This is a genomic window from Nocardia elegans NBRC 108235 (assembly GCF_001612845.1).
GTDB classification, from domain to species: Bacteria; Actinomycetota; Actinomycetes; order Mycobacteriales; family Mycobacteriaceae; genus Nocardia; species Nocardia nova.
The window spans coordinates 1-19,394 of the sequence record NZ_BDBF01000001.1 but is presented as its reverse complement, the minus strand read 5'-3'; the positions used below and the strand labels follow the sequence as shown (position 1 = coordinate 19,394).

General features: G+C 68.5%; 18 protein-coding genes. 3 read left to right on the top strand and 15 right to left on the bottom strand.

Annotated elements, in window-relative coordinates; all coding sequences use genetic code 11:
- Positions 1–108 precede the first annotated feature (108 nt).
- Positions 109–1,020: an oxygenase MpaB family protein gene (locus tag NE2_RS00085; protein WP_063022729.1), complete on the bottom strand. Its 912-nt coding sequence runs from the start codon at positions 1,018–1,020 to the stop codon at positions 109–111.
- A 197-nt stretch (positions 1,021–1,217) separates the two neighbouring features.
- Here NE2_RS00085 and NE2_RS35380 point away from each other — a divergent pair, with 197 nt between their 5' ends.
- The gene (locus tag NE2_RS35380; RefSeq protein WP_157110917.1) at positions 1,218–1,385 is read left to right on the top strand and encodes a hypothetical protein; all 168 of its coding nucleotides are present in this window, start codon (positions 1,218–1,220) and stop codon (positions 1,383–1,385) included.
- Positions 1,386–1,458: 73 nt separating this feature from the next.
- On the opposite strand, the gene glnA is transcribed toward NE2_RS35380, so the two are convergent.
- The gene (gene glnA, locus NE2_RS00080; RefSeq protein WP_063022727.1) at positions 1,459–2,895 is read right to left on the bottom strand and encodes a type I glutamate--ammonia ligase; all 1,437 of its coding nucleotides are present in this window, start codon (positions 2,893–2,895) and stop codon (positions 1,459–1,461) included.
- 462 nt (positions 2,896–3,357) lie between these two features.
- Here glnA and NE2_RS00075 point away from each other — a divergent pair, with 462 nt between their 5' ends.
- Entirely contained in the window at positions 3,358–3,819 is a 462-nt protein-coding gene (locus NE2_RS00075; RefSeq protein ID WP_036500011.1) for an RDD family protein, read from the top strand.
- A gap of 55 nt (positions 3,820–3,874) precedes the next feature.
- Here the strand turns inward: NE2_RS00075 and NE2_RS00070 are convergent, their stop codons facing one another.
- Positions 3,875–4,468 (bottom strand): TetR/AcrR family transcriptional regulator, encoded by a 594-nt coding sequence (locus NE2_RS00070; RefSeq protein ID WP_063022725.1) that lies wholly within the window; start codon positions 4,466–4,468, stop codon positions 3,875–3,877.
- 84 nt (positions 4,469–4,552) lie between these two features.
- Between NE2_RS00070 and NE2_RS00065 the strand changes: the two genes are divergently transcribed.
- A complete protein-coding gene (locus tag NE2_RS00065) occupies positions 4,553–5,413 on the top strand; it encodes an aldo/keto reductase (RefSeq protein WP_063022723.1) in 861 nt (286 codons plus the stop codon).
- Positions 5,414–5,424: 11 nt separating this feature from the next.
- Here the strand turns inward: NE2_RS00065 and NE2_RS00060 are convergent, their stop codons facing one another.
- The 12 genes from NE2_RS00060 to sucB all read right to left on the bottom strand — a co-directional run.
- Complete coding sequence (locus NE2_RS00060; RefSeq protein ID WP_084493652.1) at positions 5,425–6,921, bottom strand: aldehyde dehydrogenase family protein; 1,497 nt, start codon at positions 6,919–6,921, stop codon at positions 5,425–5,427.
- 146 nt (positions 6,922–7,067) lie between these two features.
- Positions 7,068–7,703 carry an IclR family transcriptional regulator gene (locus NE2_RS00055; protein WP_063909225.1) on the bottom strand — a complete coding sequence of 212 codons (636 nt, stop codon included), beginning with the start codon at positions 7,701–7,703 and terminating at the stop codon, positions 7,068–7,070.
- 10 nt (positions 7,704–7,713) lie between these two features.
- Positions 7,714–8,901: an alpha/beta hydrolase family protein gene (locus NE2_RS00050; RefSeq protein WP_233429590.1), complete on the bottom strand. Its 1,188-nt coding sequence runs from the start codon at positions 8,899–8,901 to the stop codon at positions 7,714–7,716.
- A complete protein-coding gene (locus NE2_RS00045) occupies positions 8,894–10,132 on the bottom strand; it encodes a homogentisate 1,2-dioxygenase (RefSeq protein WP_063022719.1) in 1,239 nt (412 codons plus the stop codon). Before NE2_RS00045 ends, NE2_RS00050 begins: the two co-directional genes overlap by 8 nt.
- Before the next feature lie 197 nt (positions 10,133–10,329).
- The gene (locus NE2_RS00040) at positions 10,330–11,073 is read right to left on the bottom strand and encodes a DUF4191 domain-containing protein (protein WP_063022718.1); all 744 of its coding nucleotides are present in this window, start codon (positions 11,071–11,073) and stop codon (positions 10,330–10,332) included.
- A 66-nt stretch (positions 11,074–11,139) separates the two neighbouring features.
- Entirely contained in the window at positions 11,140–13,341 is a 2,202-nt protein-coding gene (locus NE2_RS00035; protein ID WP_063022716.1) for an elongation factor G-like protein EF-G2, read from the bottom strand.
- Positions 13,342–13,518: 177 nt separating this feature from the next.
- Positions 13,519–14,529, bottom strand: a complete 1,011-nt coding sequence (gene lipA, locus NE2_RS00030; protein ID WP_063023243.1) for a lipoyl synthase — start codon at positions 14,527–14,529, stop codon at positions 13,519–13,521.
- A gap of 74 nt (positions 14,530–14,603) precedes the next feature.
- Positions 14,604–15,155 (bottom strand): GNAT family N-acetyltransferase, encoded by a 552-nt coding sequence (locus tag NE2_RS00025; RefSeq protein WP_281262709.1) that lies wholly within the window; start codon positions 15,153–15,155, stop codon positions 14,604–14,606.
- Positions 15,156–15,225: 70 nt separating this feature from the next.
- Positions 15,226–16,755: an MFS transporter gene (locus NE2_RS00020; RefSeq protein ID WP_063022714.1), complete on the bottom strand. Its 1,530-nt coding sequence runs from the start codon at positions 16,753–16,755 to the stop codon at positions 15,226–15,228.
- Between the two features lie 4 nt (positions 16,756–16,759).
- Positions 16,760–17,452 carry a 2OG-Fe dioxygenase family protein gene (locus NE2_RS00015; RefSeq protein ID WP_063023239.1) on the bottom strand — a complete coding sequence of 231 codons (693 nt, stop codon included), beginning with the start codon at positions 17,450–17,452 and terminating at the stop codon, positions 16,760–16,762.
- A gap of 221 nt (positions 17,453–17,673) precedes the next feature.
- Positions 17,674–18,573: a TIGR01777 family oxidoreductase gene (locus tag NE2_RS00010; protein WP_063011082.1), complete on the bottom strand. Its 900-nt coding sequence runs from the start codon at positions 18,571–18,573 to the stop codon at positions 17,674–17,676.
- Between the two features lie 32 nt (positions 18,574–18,605).
- Positions 18,606–19,394: 2-oxoglutarate dehydrogenase, E2 component, dihydrolipoamide succinyltransferase (gene sucB, locus NE2_RS00005; RefSeq protein WP_063909224.1), on the bottom strand; the 789-nt coding region annotated here is incomplete at its 5' end.

The window sequence follows — 19,394 nt, the reverse complement described above, 5'->3', positions numbered from 1 at the left end:
CGCGTGGCGATGAATTCTCGAGCACCATAGGACTATCGAGTCTGCACCGCCACCCGTCCAGCCCTCAGAACCGGGGTCGGGAAGCCGGCCGGTCACGCGGCGCCTCGATTACATCGGGCGCAGATCGAGCACCTTGCGCAGCCGGGCGCGGTCGCGTTCGAGTTTGCGCGCCTCGTAGGCGATGGGGAAGTAGCGGATCCGTTCCGGCAGCAGTGGCACGAGCCGGGCCAGCAGCCAGCCCAGGATGCGCAGGTTGCGCTCGTCCTGCGCGGTCCAGGTCAGTCCGAGTTTGCGGCGCGCCGGTTCGGGTGTGGTGCCGACGGTGCAGAAGTACTGCATGCGGCCCAGCGGTGCGGCGGCCAGCTTCCACAGCGGCACCAGCGGTGTGGGCAGCGACTTCGGCGGGGCCACGTGGCGGATCGTCTTCAGGTAGTCGCGCGCGGTGTCGGTGGCGACCAGATGGTTCTCCACGGTGTCGGCGAAGAAGACCTCGAATTCGGCGTAGGTCGGCGGAATCTCCTTGGGCGCCACCGAGAACATGCGCAGCAGCTGCAGCACCTCCTGGTAGTACTGCTCCTTCTCCGCGTAGGTGAGCGGCGTGCGGCTGAAATATTTCGAGCCCTCGTTGAAGGCGTAGGTGCCGGTGTGCAGCACCCAGGCCCACGGACCGGAGGCGAGTGCGGAGTGGCGTTTGCCCTGCGCGTCGACGGTGTTGAGGGAGGCGTGCATATGCCGCAGGCGGTCGGCCTCGGCGACGGCCTCGTCACCGCCGTAGGTCCAGGTCATCACCGCCGCGAGACTGCGCATCGCGCGGCCCATCGGGTCGGTGCGGAAGGTCGAGTGCTCGTCGACGACCGCGGAGATCGTCGGTTCCATGGTCTGCAGCAGGAATGCCGATCCGGCGGTGAGGGAGAAGGTGATCAGTCCTACCTCGTCCCACATGCGGGTTCCGGGCTCGATCGGCGTGCGGGGGCCGAGTTCGTGTTCGGTGCGCTCGGCGCGGGCGACGGAGGCGGTCATCCGTGATCTCCTTTGACCACTAGACATGATGAGAAGATAACAGGCGAATCATCTCACTCTCTTTCGATCTTGGCAACCGCGCGCTCACCGGCGACGCGCCGCGCGGCCCAAAAGTGAACACAACCTGAAATCTCGGTGAACTGATGGAAGAATGGGATCCTCGCCACATCGAAAGTTCAGGGAGGAGGGATCCAGCCATGATCCACATTCACGCCCACCCCTCGTTACTGGGGACCTTGCGCACCTACGCCCGCCGCGCGCTGGCCCGCCATACCCTGACCGCCGAGGAACGCCGCAATCTCGCTGCCGCCCAAGCTCATCCGGCCGTCTACAGCGCATCCCTGGGCAGCCACCCGCATCTGTAGCGTGTCCCGGAACGCACCGAAGCCCCAGCCGGATTCGGCTGGGGCTTCGTGAATTCGGTTGTGCCGTGACGACTTACACGTCGTAGTACAGCTCGAACTCGTAGGGGTGCGGACGCAGGTTCACCGGCGCGATCTCGTTGTCACGCTTGAGCTGGATCCAGGTCTCGATGAGGTCGTCGGTGAAGACGTTGCCCTCGGTGAGGTACTCGTGGTCCTGCTCGAGGCGGTCGATGACCGAGGCCAGCGAGGTGGGGGCCTGCGGGATGTTCTTGGCCTCCTCCGGCGGGAGCTCGTAGAGGTCCTTGTCGACCGGGGCCTGCGGCTCGATCTTCTTCTTGATGCCGTCCAGGCCGGCCATCAGCATGGCGGCGAAGGCCAGGTACGGGTTACCCGAGGAGTCGGGCGCGCGGAACTCGATGCGCTTGGCCTTCGGGTTGTTGCCGGTGACCGGGATGCGGACCGCGGCGGAGCGGTTGCGCTGCGAGTACACCAGGTTGATCGGGGCCTCGTAGCCCGGCACCAGACGGTGGTAGGAGTTCACGGTCGGGTTGGTGAACGCCAGAAGCGACGGCGCGTGGTGCAGGATGCCGCCGATGTAGTGGCGGGCCAGGTCGGACAGGCCACCGTAGCCGGCCTCGTCGTGGAACAGCGGCTTGCCGTCCTTCCACAGCGACTGGTGCACGTGCATGCCCGAGCCGTTGTCACCGAACAGCGGCTTCGGCATGAAGGTGACCGACTTGCCTTCCTGCCACGCGGTGTTCTTCACGATGTACTTGAACAGCTGCAGGTCGTCCGCGGCCGACAGCAGGGTGTCGAACTTGTAGTTGATCTCGGCCTGGCCGGCGGTGCCGACCTCGTGGTGGCCGCGCTCGAGCACGAAGCCCGCGTTCTGCAGGTTGGTGGAGATCGTGTCGCGCAGGTCGACGTAGTGGTCGTACGGGGCGACGGGGAAGTAGCCACCCTTGTTGCGGACCTTGTAGCCCAGGTTGCGGGTGCCGTCCGGGTTGAACTCCTCGCCGGTGTTCCACGAGCCGGAGACGGACTCGATCTCGTAGAACGCGCCGTTCATGCCGGAGTCGTAGCGCACGCCGTCGAAGATGTAGAACTCGGCCTCGGGGCCGAAGAACGCGGTGTCGGCGATACCGGTCGAGCGCAGGTACTCCTCCGCCTTGCGCGCGATGTTGCGCGGGTCACGGGAGTAGGCCTCACGGGTGAACGGGTCGTGCACGAAGAAGTTCATGTTCAGCGTCTTCGCGGCACGGAACGGATCGATCCGGGCGGTGGAGAAGTCGGGCAGCAGCAGCATGTCCGACTCGTCGATCGACTGGAAACCGCGCACCGAGGAGCCGTCGAACGCCAGGCCCTCTTCGGCCAGGTCGGTGGTGAACGACTTCGCCGGGATGGAGAAGTGCTGCTGAACGCCAGGAAGGTCCGAGAAGCGTACGTCGACGTACTCGACGTCCTCCTCCTTGATGTACTTGATGACCTCGTCGGCCGTGCTGAACGCCACTTAGTACTCCTTACGGATCGGTTCCCAGCCTGTGCCGATTGCTGGGTTTCAGCGCTGAACGGTATGGATGCGGTGTTTCCCCGCAATCAAGGCTGTGTTTCGCCAGTGTTACACGTGCTGCTGGACGGGTCGGCGGCATCCCCGGGCAACGCCGCGCGGTGGGTCGCTCACGATGCGGTGCCGGACCAGCACCGTTATCCTGCCACCACGGCATCCGGCGCTCGATTCGAGGACCGCGCATCGTCGCCGATCGGTGCGTGCGACCGCGAGAGTTTCCCGGCCGCAACCGCTTTGGGAAATCGCCCCGGCGGGGTGCCGTGCTGCCGTCGCCGCGGGCGGCCGGACGTGGTGACGCGGACCCTCCGGCGGGTAACCGGCGGCCGGCGGCCGGTGTTACGTGGCTGCCGGGGTGTGGCCCGGGTGTGACGTAATCCTCACCGTCACCACGCCTAAGCTGGGAGCATGGCGCGAATTACCGGTTCCTGGCTGTCCGGCCCGAATGCGGCCCACCCCGGCGAGCCGCAGCCCGACGACTATCCCGGCAAGCTGCTCGGCCTGCCGCAGGAGGGTGTGGGGTCGCTGGCGCCCATGTCGCGTCGCATCGTCGCGCTGTTCGTCGACTACTTCATCGCCATGGGTATCGCCGCGCTGATCGTGCGCGGCGCCGGATCGCTCAACACTGTCACCTACCTGATCTGGTTCGTGATCGGCGTGGTGACGGTCATGCTGTTCGGGTTCACGCCCGGGCAGTACTTTCTGGGAATGCGCACGGTCCGGATCGATGCGTCGGCGCCGGTCGGATTCGTGCGGTCGGTGGCGCGACAGGTATTGCTGACTTTCGTGGTGCCCGCGTTGTTCACCGACGGGGATCGGCGCGGTATGCACGACCGGGCGACCGGGACGGCACTGATCCGCGCCCGGTAGCAATCGTTCGCCGCCCGGCAGGAGGGGCCTGTCGGCGCGCGACCACGGTGAGTGGTTACGTGGTCGTCGGTCGGCCCTCGTCGGCCGGCCTCCCCGCGCCGAGTCGCACCCCGTCGAGCAACAGGTCGAGGAGACGGTCGATCTGCTCGCGGTCGACACCGGCCAGTGTCGCGCCCGCCATCGCCGCCGTGATGTCCTCGGGCCGGACGTCGTCGCGCAGCGTGCCGGCCGAGATTCCCGCATCGAGGACGGAACGGATCGCCGCACTGAGTCTTTCGCGGGTCTGCGCCGAGGTCATCGCCCCGGAGGCGATGACCTCGCGCAGCGCCTCGGCCATGCCGCGTTTGGTGGCCACGAAGTCGGCGTAGCGGCCGAGCCAGATGCGCAGTGCGTCCTCCGGGGTGTGGCCGGCGAGCAGGTGCGCCGCCTGATCGCACAGCTGTTCCAGTTCGCTGCGGTACACGGCCTCGATGAGCGCTTCCCGCGACGGGAAGTGCCGATACAGCGTGCCGATGCCCACTCCGGCGGATTTGGCGATCGCTTCCAGGCTGACCGTGCCTTCTTCGCCCGTGAACGCGGTGAGAGCGGCATCGAGGAGTAGTTGGCGGTTGCGCTGGGCATCGCGGCGTCCACGCGGCTGTCCGGACAAAGTGGAGGGTCCTCCGTTTCTGTACTACTGTGGAGTTAAGCGGAGGATCCTCCGTTTGATGCCAGGATAACAAGGGAGACCCGAATGACGGTCATGACGCAACCGCGTGACGGCGAACTGGCGGGACGTGCGGTCGGCCGGATCGGCTACGGCGCGATGCAGCTGGAGTCCGGCGCGGACGGGGTAGCGGTTGTGCGGCGAGCGGTGGAACTCGGCGTGAGCCACATCGACACGGCCGGTTTCTATGGCAACGGCTCGGTGAACGCGCTGCTCAGGGAGGCTCTGCATCCGTATCCGGACGAGCTGCTGCTGGTCGACAAGGTCGGCGCCGTGCATACGGGCGATGGTCTCGTGCCGGCGCAGAAGCCCGAGCAGCTACGGGCCGCGGTCGAAGCGGATCTGCGGGCGCTGGGCGCCGAGCAGTTGGCGGTGGTGAACCTGCGCCGGGTCGACGGTCCGCCCGGAATCGTGGCGACCGGTGATCAGATCGTGGATCTCGACGACCAGCTGGCCGAGCTGATCTCGTTGCGGGACGAGGGCAAGATCGGGGCGATCGGACTCAGCAGTGTCACCGTCGAACAACTCGGTCGCGCCGCCCCCGCCGGGATCGCGTGCGTGCAGAATCTGTACAACCTGCTGGAACGCGACGAGGAACCGCTGCTGGCCGAATGTTGTTCGCGGGGAATCGCTTTCGTGCCCTACTTTCCGCTCGGCTCGGGATTTCCGGATCGGCCCAAGGTGGCCGGCGACGACGTGGTGCGCGATATCGCGGGCCGCCTCGGGGTGACGCCGAGCCAGGTGGGTCTGGCGTGGTTGCTGGCCCGCGATCCGCACATCCTGCTGATTCCGGGGACTCGCAGCATCGGGCATCTCGAACAGAATGTGGCGGCGCGAGAGGTCGAGCTGGATGCCGGGATGCTCGCCGCGCTCGAAGAACGGGCCTGAGGGCGGGCGGCTCAGAACATCATCTGCACCGTCTTCTCCTCGGTGTAGGCCTCGATGCCGGCGGGGCCGAGTTCGCGGCCGATGCCGCTGCCGGCCCGCCCACCCCACGGCGTGGTCATGTCGGGGATGCCGAAGGCGTTGATCCACACATTGCCGACGCGCAGATCACGCGCGGTGGTCTGCGCGGTGTGCAGGTCCTCGGTGTAGATGATCGCGTTGAGCCCGAAGTGGGTGTCGTTGGCCAGCGCCAGTACATCGGCGGTGTCGGAGAAGGGAATGATCGTGGCCACCGGGCCGAAGATCTCCTCGCGCGCGATGCGCTGATCGTGGCGGCCGAGAAAGACGGTCGGCTCGACGAAATAGCCGGGCCGCTCGGCGAGTGAACCGCCGGTCACCAGTTCCGCGCCCTCGACGGCACCCAGTCCGAGATAGCCGCCGATGCGCTCGTGCTGCTGCCGGTTCACCACCGGTCCCATGGAGACCTCGGCGTCGAACGGGTCGCCCAGCGTGAGCGATTCGGCGTGTTCGGCCAGCCGCCGCGTGACCTCGTCCACCAGGCTGTCGTGGACGTACACGCGCGTGCCGGCCGCGCACACCTGGCCTTGGTGCAGGAAATTGCCGACCGCGACAAACGGCAGTGCGCGGTCGAGGTCGGCATCGGGAAAGACGATCTGCGGATTCTTCCCGCCCAGTTCCAGGGTGACCTTGCGGAACTGACCGGCGGCGTGGGTGTTCATCAGGGCGCCCACCTCGGGGCTGCCGGTGAAGGTCAGTTTGGCCAGGCCGGGATGGCGGGCGAGGGCGGCGCCGGCGGTCTCGCCACGGCCGGGCACGACGTTGAACACCCCGTCCGGCACCCCGGCCTCGGCGAGGATTTCGGCCAGCCGCAGGATCGACAGCGCCGCATCCTCCGGCGGCTTGATCACCACGGTGTTGCCCGCCGCCAGGGCCGGGGCGATCTTCCATCCGGCGACCACGATGGGGTTGTTCCATGGTGTGATCGCGCCGACGACACCCAGGGGCTCGCGCAGGGTGTAGTTGAGCCGGTGCCGGCCGGCGTAATCGGGCAGCTGCACGGTCGAGCCGTGCAGTTTGTCGGCGTATCCCGCGTAGTAGCGGAACGTGGCCAGGGTGGCCGGAATGTCGCCGAAAACGCCGTCCTTGTACAGTTTTCCGACCTCGAGGGTCTCGAGCGCGGACAGGTACTGCGTGTCGGCCTCGATGAGATCCGCTGCGCGGAACAGGATTCGCCCGCGTTCGGCGCCGCCCATCTGCCTCCAGCCGCTGCTGTCGAAGGCCGATTGCGCCGCGCGGACCGCGTCGTCGACGTCCTCGGCCGACGCGTCGGCGATATCGCAGATGTGCTCGAGGGTGGTCGGATTCTCGGAGCGGTAGGTCGCGCCGCCGCTCGCGTCGCGCCAGCGGCCGCCGATCCAGAGGCGGCGGGGCGGGAACGTGGTCGGAGCCTGAGCGCCGTCGGCGCGGGCGGTGGAGGTGTAGTCGGACACGGCTGCTCCTGACGACTGATCGAAGTGTGAGCAGGCTAGCGCGGCGATCGTATGTTGTGAAGCAGTTTCCGATTATCGGACAAGTGTCGTCACGTTGCGGGACGCAAGGCGATGGATGTCCGCTGCGACGTGCCGGGCGGGCTCGGTTACCCCAGCGCCGAATGCAACCTCTGGGCGGCTCGGCGTACGGCATCGGCCATCGCCGGAGTTTCCTGCCCGACCAGAGTGACCACGCCGACCGCGGCCGGAGGACCGGGTAGCCCGGGCAGCGAGGCGACAACGCCGTGCGCGCCGGGCACCAGCTTGCCCTCGCTCTCGAAGATGTCGCTCTCACCGCGCCGCGACGCCTCGATCGCCTCCCCGAGGGCGCCCTGTCCGCGCCCGGTGCGCGCGCCGACCCGATAGGCGACGTGGAAGGTGGTGAACGGTGGTTCGACGACCGCGACCGCGAGGACGTCGTCGCCGTCGGCGACGCAGAAATGCGCCGTCGCCTCCACTTCGCGGGCCAGATCCTCGAGGATCTCGCGAGTGGCCTCGCGCACCGAGCCGAGGACGTGCTGGGTCAGCACGAGCGCGCCCGCGGAGACGCCGACCGTGCCGTCCTCGGCGCGGCGCACCAGTCCGTGTTCGACCAGCGTGCCGACCAGGCGGTAGATGATCGTGCGGGAAAGGCCCAGCTCCTGCGCCAGTTGCGCGGGGGTGCGGGCATGGGGGCTGCTGGCGAGCAACTTCAGCACATCGAGTCCGCGGCTCAGAGTCTGCGAGGTGTCGGGCGCCGGCATGGCAGAAATCCTACGTGGGCGGTCCCTCGATCAGCTCACGCTCGGCGGCCCACTCCTCCACGTGTTCGAGACAGGCGCGCAGATGGCCCGGTTGTCCGACGTAATAGTGTGTGGCGCCGGGGATTACGCGATAGGTGCGGTCCGGGGTGGCGAGCGCGTCACGCACGATCGGGTTGTGGGTGGCGGGCACCGCGTCGTCGGCGGAATTCTCGATCTGCAGCACCGGGCCTTTCGTGATCCGCGCGGCATTGCGCGCCCCGCCCGCCACCGAATGGTCCAGACTCCACTGGCTCAGCCACGACCGCAGGGTCGTATAGCGGGCGAGGCCGACCGGTCCGACGTTCGCGGTGCGCGGATCGCCGAGATAACACCAGTTCGGGCGGCGGTCGTTGGGGTCGACGGCAGGATCGAGCCAGCGCACATCGCACATCGTGCGGTGGACCAGGAATGGCTGTTCCTGTTCGGGCCCGCCGGCGGCGCGCAGGTCGGCCAGGCGCGCGAGCGCCCATTCCGAGATGCGGCGGTTGCGGGCGCGCTGTGCCTCGCGGAATCCGGCGACGTATTCGGGGTCGTAGGGCGGGCGCTGCGGGGCGTCGTCGGCATAGATGTCCCAGGTGGCGTCGCGGCGGTGTGGATCGGTTTCGTCGATCACCGACGGATCGAGCCATTCGGTGAGCGTCTCGGCCCGCGACAGATGAGCCGCGATGAACACCACCCCGTCGGCCGGTGAAAGTCCCGCTCCCACGACATCTACCGGATCTCCGGCGGGCGTGTGCGTAATGCTCGGATCCAATGCCTCGGCCTGATAGAGCAGCGACAGCGATCCGCCGCCGGACCAGCCGACCAGGATCACGCGGTCGTAGCCGGCGACCTCCCGCGCCCAGCGCACCCACGCGCCGAGGTCGAGGACCACCTTCTCCATCACCAGCGCGGAATCGTTCTTCGGGTAGCGGCTCGCCCCGCACAGCACGTGCTGCCCGCGGGCGGCGAGCGCGGTCGGCATCGGCAGCAGATTCAGCGTCGAGGTCGGATGTTGGAACAGGAAAACCGTTCCGCCCGAACGTCGTTCGCCGGGCGGTCGCAGCAGCTGCCCCTCCAGTACGATTCCGTGACCGCCGGTGAATCCATAGGTCTCGCGGACCGTGGGCTGCTCCTCGCTGTGCAGGATCACCGGGATCCGCTCGAACGGCTCACTCACGATGGCCTCTCTTCTGTTGTGGCCGACCGGCATACGGTTTGTCCGACCAGCTCCACGGATAGCCGGGCACATCGCTCGCGGTGCCGCCTTCGGCGACCTCCAGCGGGCGGAAGGTATCGATCATGAACGCCATCTCGTTCGGTTCGGTGAAACCGGGGGAGTCGAGATAGGCCTGGCGTCGGGGGCCGTGGGTGTACGCGGCGGGATGCAGGCTCACCGAACCGGTGCGGATGCCGGACCCCTTGCGCGCGGCGGTCTCTCCGGCGAAGTAGAACATCACCTCATCGGAGTCGACGTTCGAGTGGTAGTAGGGCACCTTGATCGCCCCGGGTGCGAATTCCAGTGGGCGCGGGACGAAGTTGCACACCACGAAGCCCGGGCCCTGCAGCACCTGATAGGTGGGCGGGGGTTGCAGCACCGCACCGACGACGGGGGAGAAGTCGCGATAGTTCAGCGCGTACGGATACAGGTGCCCGTCCCAGCCGACCACGTCGAACGGGTGATGGTCGTAGACGACCACCGTGCCGTGCAGGCCCGAGGCGGTGCGATGTTTGACGTAGACCTCGGTGTCGGCGTCGACCAGTTCGCCGGGGGCCAGCAACGGTCCGGCCGGTCCGCGCAGGTCGCGCTCGGTGATCGGGGAGCCCTCGAGGAATTGGCCGTAGCGCGTGCGGTGCTTGTCCGGCGGTTGCACGTGTCCGGCCGCCTCGACGCACAGCAGCCGCAACGGGCCCGCGTCGGTGTGCGGCAGCCAGCGATGGATGGTGACCCGCGGTATGACGACATTGTCGCCCTGCCGCACTTCGACCCGGCCGAACACGCTCTCGAGAGTGGCCGCGCCGGCCTCGACGAAGATCACCTCGTCGCCGATGCCGTTGCTGTAGAGCGGAGAGGGCTCGTCGGCCACGACATAGGAGATGCGGACATCGGCATTGGCGAGAACCGGGCGGCGGTGCCGGACCGCGTCCCGGCCGGTGACGTCGTGAAAAAGGTCGGGCAGATGAAAATGCCGGGGCAGCAGCGGGATGTTCGCGGTGAGGGACTGATCGCCGAGATCCCACTCGCGCGCGTCGACCAGTGCCGACGGCACGCGGCGGTGATAGAGCAGCGAACCGGTCCCCGAGAACCCCTCCTCCCCGATGAACTCCTCGAACGTCGGCGTGCCGTCGCCGAGGGTGAAGGCGGTATGACGCTGCCGGGGGAATTCGCCGACGGCCCGGTAGTACGGCATCGCACCTCCTGATCGTCTGTCCGACTTTCATGGCCGGATGTCCTATATACGAACATATGGGAGGCGCTGTGGTCCTGTCCCGGGTTTGACGGAGATGCGGCGGGAGTCGGCCTGCACGGCAATCGCCGCCACCCCGGACATCCGGGATGGCGGCGATCAGGGTCGTCAGCTGTGCGACAGAGCCCGGCGTGCGTGATTCAGCGGCGGCGGATGGTGCGCTGCACTCCGCGCATCTTCGCGCCGGCCGGCAGCGGGCCCTTCGGCAGCGCCGGTCCGCCGCGGGTGGCCAGTGCGGTGAGGCGGCCCTCGATGAGGTCCATCCGCTTGGCGTCGATATTGCGGGGCAGTTTGGTGAGGTGGCGCTGCAGGTTCTTCAGCGGAACCTGGCCCTCCTCGTTGCCGATCACGATGTCGTAGATCGGAGTGTCGCCGACCAGGCGAGCGGTCTTCTTCTTCTCCTGCGCCAGCAGCGATTTCACCCGCTGCGGCGACCCCTCGGCCACCAGGACCACACCGGGCAGGCCGATCACGCGATGGACGGCGTCGAGCTGGGTGGTGGCGGCGACAGCCTGGGTGGCACGCCACTTACCCTGCAGGTTGTCCAGCACCCACCAGGCCGCACCCGCCTGACCCTCGGCCTTGGCGTAGACGTTCTTCTGCACCCGGCGTCCGAAGATGATGAAGGCGACCAGCGCGCCCAACAGAATGCCGACCGGCAGTAGGAACCACTGCATGTCGAACAGGAAGCCGACGAGGAACAGCACCACGGTAATGCCGACCAGCGCGCCGATCATCAGCGGCAGCAGCAGTTTGTCCTCTTTGCGCACCATCTGGAACGTCTGCCAGAGCTGCTGACGCCGCTCCTTCGACGCCTGCTTGCGCGCCGCCTTCGCCGCGGCCTTCGCTTCCTTCGACGGTGTGCCGCCCTTACCTGCTGCCATACCTCTCAGGATAGTGGTCGAGCGGGACATACCCCGCACGGGCCGCAGAACAGTGCGACGCTCGCCTCAGACGGTGGCTTCGCTGCGACTGCGCAGGTCTGCGGCGATCTGGCTCGGCATCGGTTCGTGCCGCACATAGCTGCGGTCGAACTGGGCCGCGCCGCGCGAGAGTGAGCGCAGGTCGATGGCGTAGCGGCTCAATTCCAGTTCGGGGACCTCGGCGCGGATGACGGTGCGCCCGGCAGCGGCCGGTTCGGTGCCCAGTACGCGGCCGCGGCGGCCGGCCAGATCGCCGAGGATGGTGCCGACGAAATCGTCGGCGACGGTCACCCGCACCTCGGCGATCGGTTCGAGCAGGTCGATCCGGGCGGCGGCGGCCGCCTCCCGCAGGGCCAGCGCTCCCGCGGTCTGGAAGGCGGCATCGGAGGAATCGACCGAATGCGCCTTGCCGTCGAGCAGGGTCACCCGTACATCGACGAGCGGATATCCGGCGGCGACGCCGCGCTCGGCCTGCGCGCGCACGCCCTTCTCCACCGAGCCGATGAACTGGCGTGGCACCGCGCCGCCGACCACCTTGTCGACGAATGCGATCCCGGAACCCTCCGGCAGCGGTTCCACCTCGATATCGCAGATCGCGTACTGGCCGTGGCCGCCGGACTGCTTCACATGCCGCCCGTGCCCGGCGGCCTTGCCCGCGAACGTTTCTCGCAACGCCACCCGATACTCGTCGACATCGACCTGCACGCCGAACCGGGACCGCAGCCGTTCCAGCGCGACATCGCGATGCGCCTCGCCCAGACACCACAGCACCAGCTGATGGGTGCGCGGATTCTGCTCCAGGCGCACCGTCGGATCCTCGGCGACCAGGCGGGCCAGGCCCTGCGACAGCTTGTCCTCGTCGGCCTTGCCGTGGGCGCGCACCGCCACCGGCAGCAGCGGTTCGGGCAGCGGCCACGGCTCGATCAGCAGCGGAGAATCCTTGGCCGACACCGTATCTCCGGTCTCGGCGTGCCCCAGTTTGGTGACGTAGGCGATGTCGCCGGCGATGGCCTGGCCGATCGGGAACTGTTGTTTACCGAACGGCGCCGTCACCGCGCCGACCCGTTCGTCGACATCGTGCCCGTTGCCGTCGTTGTGCCCGCAGATGTGCACGGTGTCGTCGGCATGCAGGGTGCCGGAGAAGACGCGCACCAGCGACACCCGGCCCACATACGGGTCGGAGGCGGTGCGGATCACCTCGGCGGCCAGCGGCGCGCCCGGATCACAGGACAGTGGCTGCGGCGCGGCACCGTTGCCCGGGCAGCGCGCCGCGACCGCATGTTCGGCGGGGGTGGGGAAGCCGCGCGTGATCAGCTCGAGAATCTCGACCATGCCCAGGCCCTCGCGGGTGCCCTCGGGCGGAGGCGCCGCGATCAGGATGGGATGGAAGCGGTCGCGCGCCACCGCGCGTTCCAGATCCGCGATCAAGGTGGTGAGGTCGATCCGTTCACCCTCGAGGTAGCGGTCCATCAGGGTTTCGTCTTCGCTCTCGGCGATGATGCCCTCGATGAGCCGGTTGCGGGCGGTCTCGATCTGCGCGGTCTGTTCGGCGGTGGCGTCGGTGCGGGTGTGGGCGCCGCCGGAACAGTCGAAGACCTGCTCGGTCAGCAGGTCGACGACCCCGGTGACCGGGCGGTGTCCGTCGGCACCCTTCGGGCCGTACACCGGCAGCTGCAGCGGCAGGATGGCGTCGGAATCGCCGTCGCCGAGCAGATCCGCGCAGGTCTGGGCCATCAGATCGAAATCGGCGCGGGCCGCGTCCAGATGGGTGATCACCAGGGCCCGCGGCATCCCGACCCGCGCGCATTCCTCCCACAGCGCCAGCGTCTGCCCGTCGACACCGTCGGCGCCCGCAGCGGCCGAGACCACGAAAAGGGCCGCATCCGCAGCTCGCAGACCGGCCCGTAGTTCGCCGACGAAATCGGCATATCCTGGCGTATCGATCAGATTGACCTTGATGCCGTTCCAGGCGACCGGCACCACCGACAACTGCACCGATCGGTGTTGGCGCTGCTCGATATCGTCGTAATCCGAGACACAGGTGCCGTCCTCCACGCGGCCGGCTCGGGTGAGCGCCCCGGCCTCCATGGCCAGTGCCTCGACCACGGTGGTCTTGCCGGAGCCGGTGTGCCCGACCAGGACCACATTGCGGATACCGTCGGGCTGCGATGCCTCGATCACTCTGCCGGCGGAACTGTTACGGGCGGCGGTGCTCGCTTTCTCGGCCATGTCTCTTCACTTCCCGGAGTCGACACATGCGGTTGCTTCGAGCTTCCCACCGGCGCGCGGCTGTGTCACCCGTTCCGGGGATCCGCACCCCATCCGTGGTGAATCCGCACCCCGTATGCAACGAACGACCGGCCGAACGGGAATTCGGCCGGTCGCTGCGGGGTGGCTGGGGGTTGTTCAGCCGCCGAATCGGGCGAGAACCGAACTCGCCTCCTGGCTCGCCGAGCCCTCCTCGGCCAGATGCGCCATCTCCGGTGCGATCTCCCGGCCGTGATGCGCCATCGCCTGCGCGTACAACCGGCCGGCGCGGTAGGACGAGCGCACCAGCGGCCCGGCCATCACGCCGGCGAAGCCGAGTTCGGTTGCGACGCGGGAATGTTCGACGAATTCCTCCGGCTTCACCCAGCGGTCCACCGGATGGTGGCGCGGCGAGGGCCGCAGGTACTGGGTGATGGTGAGGATGTCGCAGCCGGCCTCGTGCAGATCACGCATCGCCTGGGTGACCTCTTCGGGCGTCTCGCCCATACCGAGGATCAGATTCGACTTGGTGACCAGTCCGGCCTCGCGGGCCGCGGTCAGCACCGCCAGCGACCGTTCGTAGCGGAACGCCGGGCGGATCCGCTTGAAGATGCGCGGCACCGTCTCCACGTTGTGCGCCAGCACCTCCGGCCGCGAGGAGAACACCTCGGCCAGCTGATCGGGATCGGCGTTGAAATCGGGGATCAGCAACTCCACGCCGGTGTGCGGGTTGAGTCGCTTGATGGCGCGCACGGTTTCGGCGTACAGCCAGGCGCCGCCGTCTTCGAGGTCGTCGCGCGCGACGCCGGTGATCGTCGAGTACCGCAGGCCCATCGCCTGCACGCTCTCGGCCACCCGGCGCGGTTCGTCGCGGTCGAGCGCGGCGGGCTTACCGGTGTCGATCTGGCAGAAATCGCAGCGCCGGGTGCACTGTTCGCCGCCGATGAGGAAGGTGGCCTCGCGGTCCTCCCAGCATTCGAAGATGTTGGGACAGCCCGCTTCCTCGCAGACCGTGTGCAACCCTTCGCGTTTGACCAGGCCCTTGAGCTCGGAGTACTCGGGGCCCATGGTGGCGCGGGTGCGGATCCACTTCGGCTTGCGTTCGATCGGGGTCTGCGCGTTGCGGGCCTCGATGCGGAGCAATTTGCGACCGCCTGATTCCCGTACCAGGGAATCGGAGGACGAAGTGGCCGGCGCGGCGGTGTGTGCCGTGCCGCTGTTCGATGTCGGGGTGTCGACGGAGGTCACCCGAACGACTCTACGCCCGCCGAAATCGGGCCCGGCAGCGTGCGCTGCATCAAGGTCAGATCCATCCAGCCGCCGAACTTGTGCCCCACTTCGGGCAGCTGGCCGACGATCCGGAAGCCGAACTTCTCGTGCAGCAGAATCGAGGTCTTGTTGGAGGTTTCGATCGCCGCGATCACGGTGTGCACCCGCCCGGACTCCTCGGCCCGTCCCAGCAGTGCCGTCAGCAGCGCGGTCGCCGCGCCGCGGCGCTGGAACCGCTCCGAGACGTACACCGAATTCTCCACGCAGTAGCGATAACCGGATTTGGGCCGCCACTGCGCGTAGCTGGCATAGCCGGCCACCTGACCGTCGATGATGGCGACGAGCACCGGGTATCCGGCGGCCACCCGGTCGCGCCACCAGCGCAGGCGATCGTCGAGGTCGACCGGGTTGGTGTCCCAGATGGCGGTCGTCTCGGCCACGGCGTCGTTGTGGATGGCGAGGATCGTGGGGATGTCGCGTTCCTCGGCATCGCGAATGCGCGGTCCACCCGACTGGATATCGGTCACCGCCTCAAACTATCGGCAACCAGCGGTGGCGGCGAGCCGACTCGATCACACGCGTGGGGGCGACGGGCGACTATCTCTGCGACTTCCGGCGCAGGGGCAGCAGACAGGTCACCACCGCGACCACGAGCGGTAGGACGCTGACGGTCGCCATGGTCAGCCGCAACCCGCCGGCGACGTCGAGTCCCAACTCCAGTCCACTGGTCTGCCGTAGCAGATTCGGATCGTAGGTAGTGCCCGGACTGAGCGCCATGCCGCTGCGTACCGCGTCGACGGTCTGTTCGGCCCGCGTCACCGCCATGCCGCGTGCCTCGGCGTCGGCCGACCATGCCTGCCGGAAGAAGAACTGGAACAGCAGCAGATAGACGGTGGGCCCGAACGCGCAGCCGATCATGCCGAACGCCAGCTGGGTGGAGGCGACCGTGCCGGAGTGCCCGGGCGGCGCTTCGGCGAGAACCGCCTCCGACACCGAGACCGACGTGACCAGAGATCCCAGGTTGCCCAGCCAGACGACCGCCACCAGCAGCCACAGCGCCATCGTGGGGCTCGCGGTGGCTGCCAGCACGAATCCGCTCGCCGCCAGCAGCAGCAGGCCCGCGACCATCACCGGCCACGGAGTGGTCTTTCCGACCACGCGGCCCGCGAAGACAACGGCGCCGGCGATCAGCAGGGTGCCGGGCAGATACAGCAGCCCGATGGCTTCGGGGGACAACGCCAGCACCACACTGCCGAATTGCCCGAGGACGAAACCCAGCCCGGCGGCGAGCAGATTCAGCGTGAGGGCCGCCGTCAACGCCACACAGAATCCGGAGTTGCGGAACAGGGCCAGGTCCAGCGCGGGCTCGCGTGCCCGGCGTTCGTGCCGGACGAAGAGCAGGGCGGCGGTCGCGCTGATCGCCAGAGTCAGCCAGGTCTGCGGGCGGGTGATCCCGTTCTGCGCTGCCGCCAGGCCGATGACCAGTGTTGTCAGTGTCATCCCGAACAGGCTGATCCCGCCGACGTCGAGCCGTCGGCGCTGGGTGCGAGCAGCCTCCGGCACATAGCGCGCGGTCAGCACCAGCGAGACCGCGGCCAGCAGCGGAGTGAGCAGGAACAGGAACCGCCAGCCGGCGGTGGTGACCACCCAGCCCGTGAGCGTGGGGGTGACACCACACAGGACCATTTCGACGGCCATGAGCATGCCGATGGCCGCCGCCCGCTTGCTCTCCGGCACCGACGTTTTCAGCAGGGCCAGGGGCCCGCCCAGCAGCGCGGCCATGCCGAGTCCGGCCAGAGCCCGCATCGCCAGCAGGAAGCCGAAACCGGGCGAGAAGAAGGACAACAGGTCGGCGACCGTGACGACGATCAGCCCCAGCGTGAGCAGCCGCTCGAGTCCGAATGCGTCGCCGAGGTTGCCCGCGGCGAGGACCGCGGCGGCCATCACCAGCGTCGCGGTTCCACCCAAGAGTCCGATCAGATGCGGCGGAACGTGGAGAGCGCGGCTCACCTGCGGCAGGTTCAGGTTGAGCACCAGCGGGTCCACCACCGTGATGGTGAAGGCGAAGGCCAGTCCGACGACGATCGGCAGGATCTTCGTATCCGTCGCTGACCGTGGCGGTGCCATCGCCTCACCTCCTGCGCGGTCCCGGGGCGAACGTCACGACCAGGACATCGCGGTAGGCCGGCCGGCTCGGATCCACCGGAGACAGGGGCGACACGCTGTGCAGAGTGCGGCGGTCGTCGCCCAGCAGCAGATCTCCGGGCTCGCCGAGCGTCGCCGTCACCAACTGCCTGCCGTCGGTGTCGAAGACCGAACTCACCCCGCCGGTGGCGTTTCGCCGACCGACCAGCAGCGACGCGACCAGCGTGACACCGTCGCGGTGCCGGCCCTCCGGCGTGGGCAGCCCCCGCGCGCCCGCGGCGGCGGCGACTCGGAAGGGGTGCACCTTCACGGTCCACTCCGGCGGGTCGTCCAGCGTCGTCGCGAATCGCCCGAGCAGCCGCAGCACAGCGCGGAAAACCGGCGCGTCGACGAACGAATCCGTCAGGGGCTCGAAGATGCGGTCCCTGCCGACATAGAGCGGATTGGTGGCCTCCGGCTGCACGAAGTATTCCTGCGGGAGCCGATGGAACTGCCCGGTCGCCGCCGAGAAGGAAAACCGGCCGTAGCGCCGCAGTCTGCGGGTTCCCCGCTCGGAGGCGTACGCGTCCGGGCACAGCGCGTCCCAGTGGGTGTGGAAATTGGCCCATGCTCGTTCGTCCACGCCGAGCCACGATGTGGTGACGGCGGCGGGCACGAGGTGAACACCATCGCGCAGCAGGGCCTGCCGGGCCGCCGCCGGGACGAGAGGCGAGCGCGTCCGCGGCCCGGGGGAAGCCTGGGGAGCCGTCTGTGCCACACCGGTCACCTTCTTCGCGCGATGACCCGCTGTCCGCCTTGGTTGTGCGACTTCCCGCGAGGCGCCGGACAGCGACCGAGCCGATTACGCCATTCGAGCGTACGGCGGCGTGGCCGGAGAACACCAGCGCGGACCGTGGTCGATCAGCGGTTGTCGCCGATCACCGAGGCCAGCGCCTGCCCGATGGTTTCGTGGCGGAAGGTGTAGCCCGCCTCCTCGAGCACGGTGGGAATCGCGCGCGGGCCGCGCAGGATCGCCTCCTGGGCCAGTTCGCCGACCGCGGCCTGCAATGCGACGGCGGGCACGATGAACGGAGCCGGACGATGCAGCGCCCGCGCCAGCGCCCGATTGAATTCGGCATTGGTCACCGGCGCCGGGCCGACCATGTTGACCGGTCCCCGCACCGACGGATTCGTCAGCACGAACGAGATGCCGGCGACCTCGTCGTCGAGTGAGATCCACGGCTGATACTGGCGCCCGCTGCCGAGGCGCCCGCCCAGTCCGATCGAATACAGCGGCCGCAGCAGGGCGAGCATGCCGCCGTGACGCGAGAGCACCACCGCGCTGCGCACCTGCACCACCCGCACCCCGGCGTCGACCGCGGGCTGGGTGGCGGCCTCCCAGTCCCGGCACAGCGTCGCCAGGAAACCCGTTCCGGCGGAATCGGATTCGGTGATCACCCGGTCGCCGGTGTCGCCGCCGTAGAAATGCACGCCGCTGGCGTTCACCAGCGTCGGCACTCCGGCGTCGACGACCGCGGTGGCCAGCACATCGGTCGGGCCGATGCGGCTGTCGCGCAACTGCTGCTTGTAGCTGCCGTTCCAGCGCCGCGCGCCGAGTCCGGCGCCGCAGAGGTTGACCACGGCATCCGCCGCTCGCAGGGCCGGTGCGGGCACCTGTGCCCGCACCGGATCCCAGCTGAACTCGTCCTCGGCCGCGGCGGGACGGCGCACCAGGCGAGCCACCTCGTGCCCGTCTCGACGCAGCGCGGCGACCAGCGCCGTCCCGACGAGTCCGGACGAACCGGCGATCACAACCTTCATGTCGTCACCGAATCGTCGTGTCGCCCAGCGATTTACAGACCGAGATCGGCCTCGAACGCGGCCTCCTCCAGCCGGTGCCTGATGGTGGTCAGGAAGCGGCCGGCGTCGGCGCCGTCGATGAGGCGATGATCGTAGGTCAGCGGCAGATAGCACATCGAGCGGATGCCGATGAACTCGCTGCCGTTGTCGGAGATCACGATCGGGCGCTTGACGATCGCACCCGTGCCCAGCATCGCCGCCTGCGGCGGAACCAGGATCGGGGTGTCGAACAGGGCGCCCTGGCTGCCGATGTTGGTGATCGTGAACGTGCCGCCGGCCAGCTCGTCGGGCTTGAGGCCACCGGTGCGGGCGCGGTTGGCGATATCGGCGATGGCGCGGGCCAGTCCGGCCAGCGACAGGTCGCTGGCGTTGTGGATGATCGGCGACAGCAGGCCCTGCTCGGTGTCGACCGCGATGCCCAGGTGCACCGAGGAGTGGTAGGTGATCTCCTTGGTGTCCTCGTTGTAGGAGGCGTTGACGTTGGGGTGCACGCCCAGCGCCTCCACGGCGGCCTTCGCGAAGAACGGCAGGAACGTCAGGTTGACACCCTCGCGGTCGGCGAATGCGCTCTTGGCCTTGGCCCGCAGCGCCGCGATCTTGGTGACGTCGACCTCGTGGGTCTGGGTCAGCTGCGCGGTGGTCTGCAGCGATTCGCGGGTCTTGGTGGCGGTTATCTGCCGGATGCGGTTGGCCTTCTGGACCGTGCCGCGCAGTGCCTGCAGCTGCGGACGGGCGCCGGCCGGAGCCGACGGCGCGGCCGGGGCGGCAGCGGCGGCCGGAGC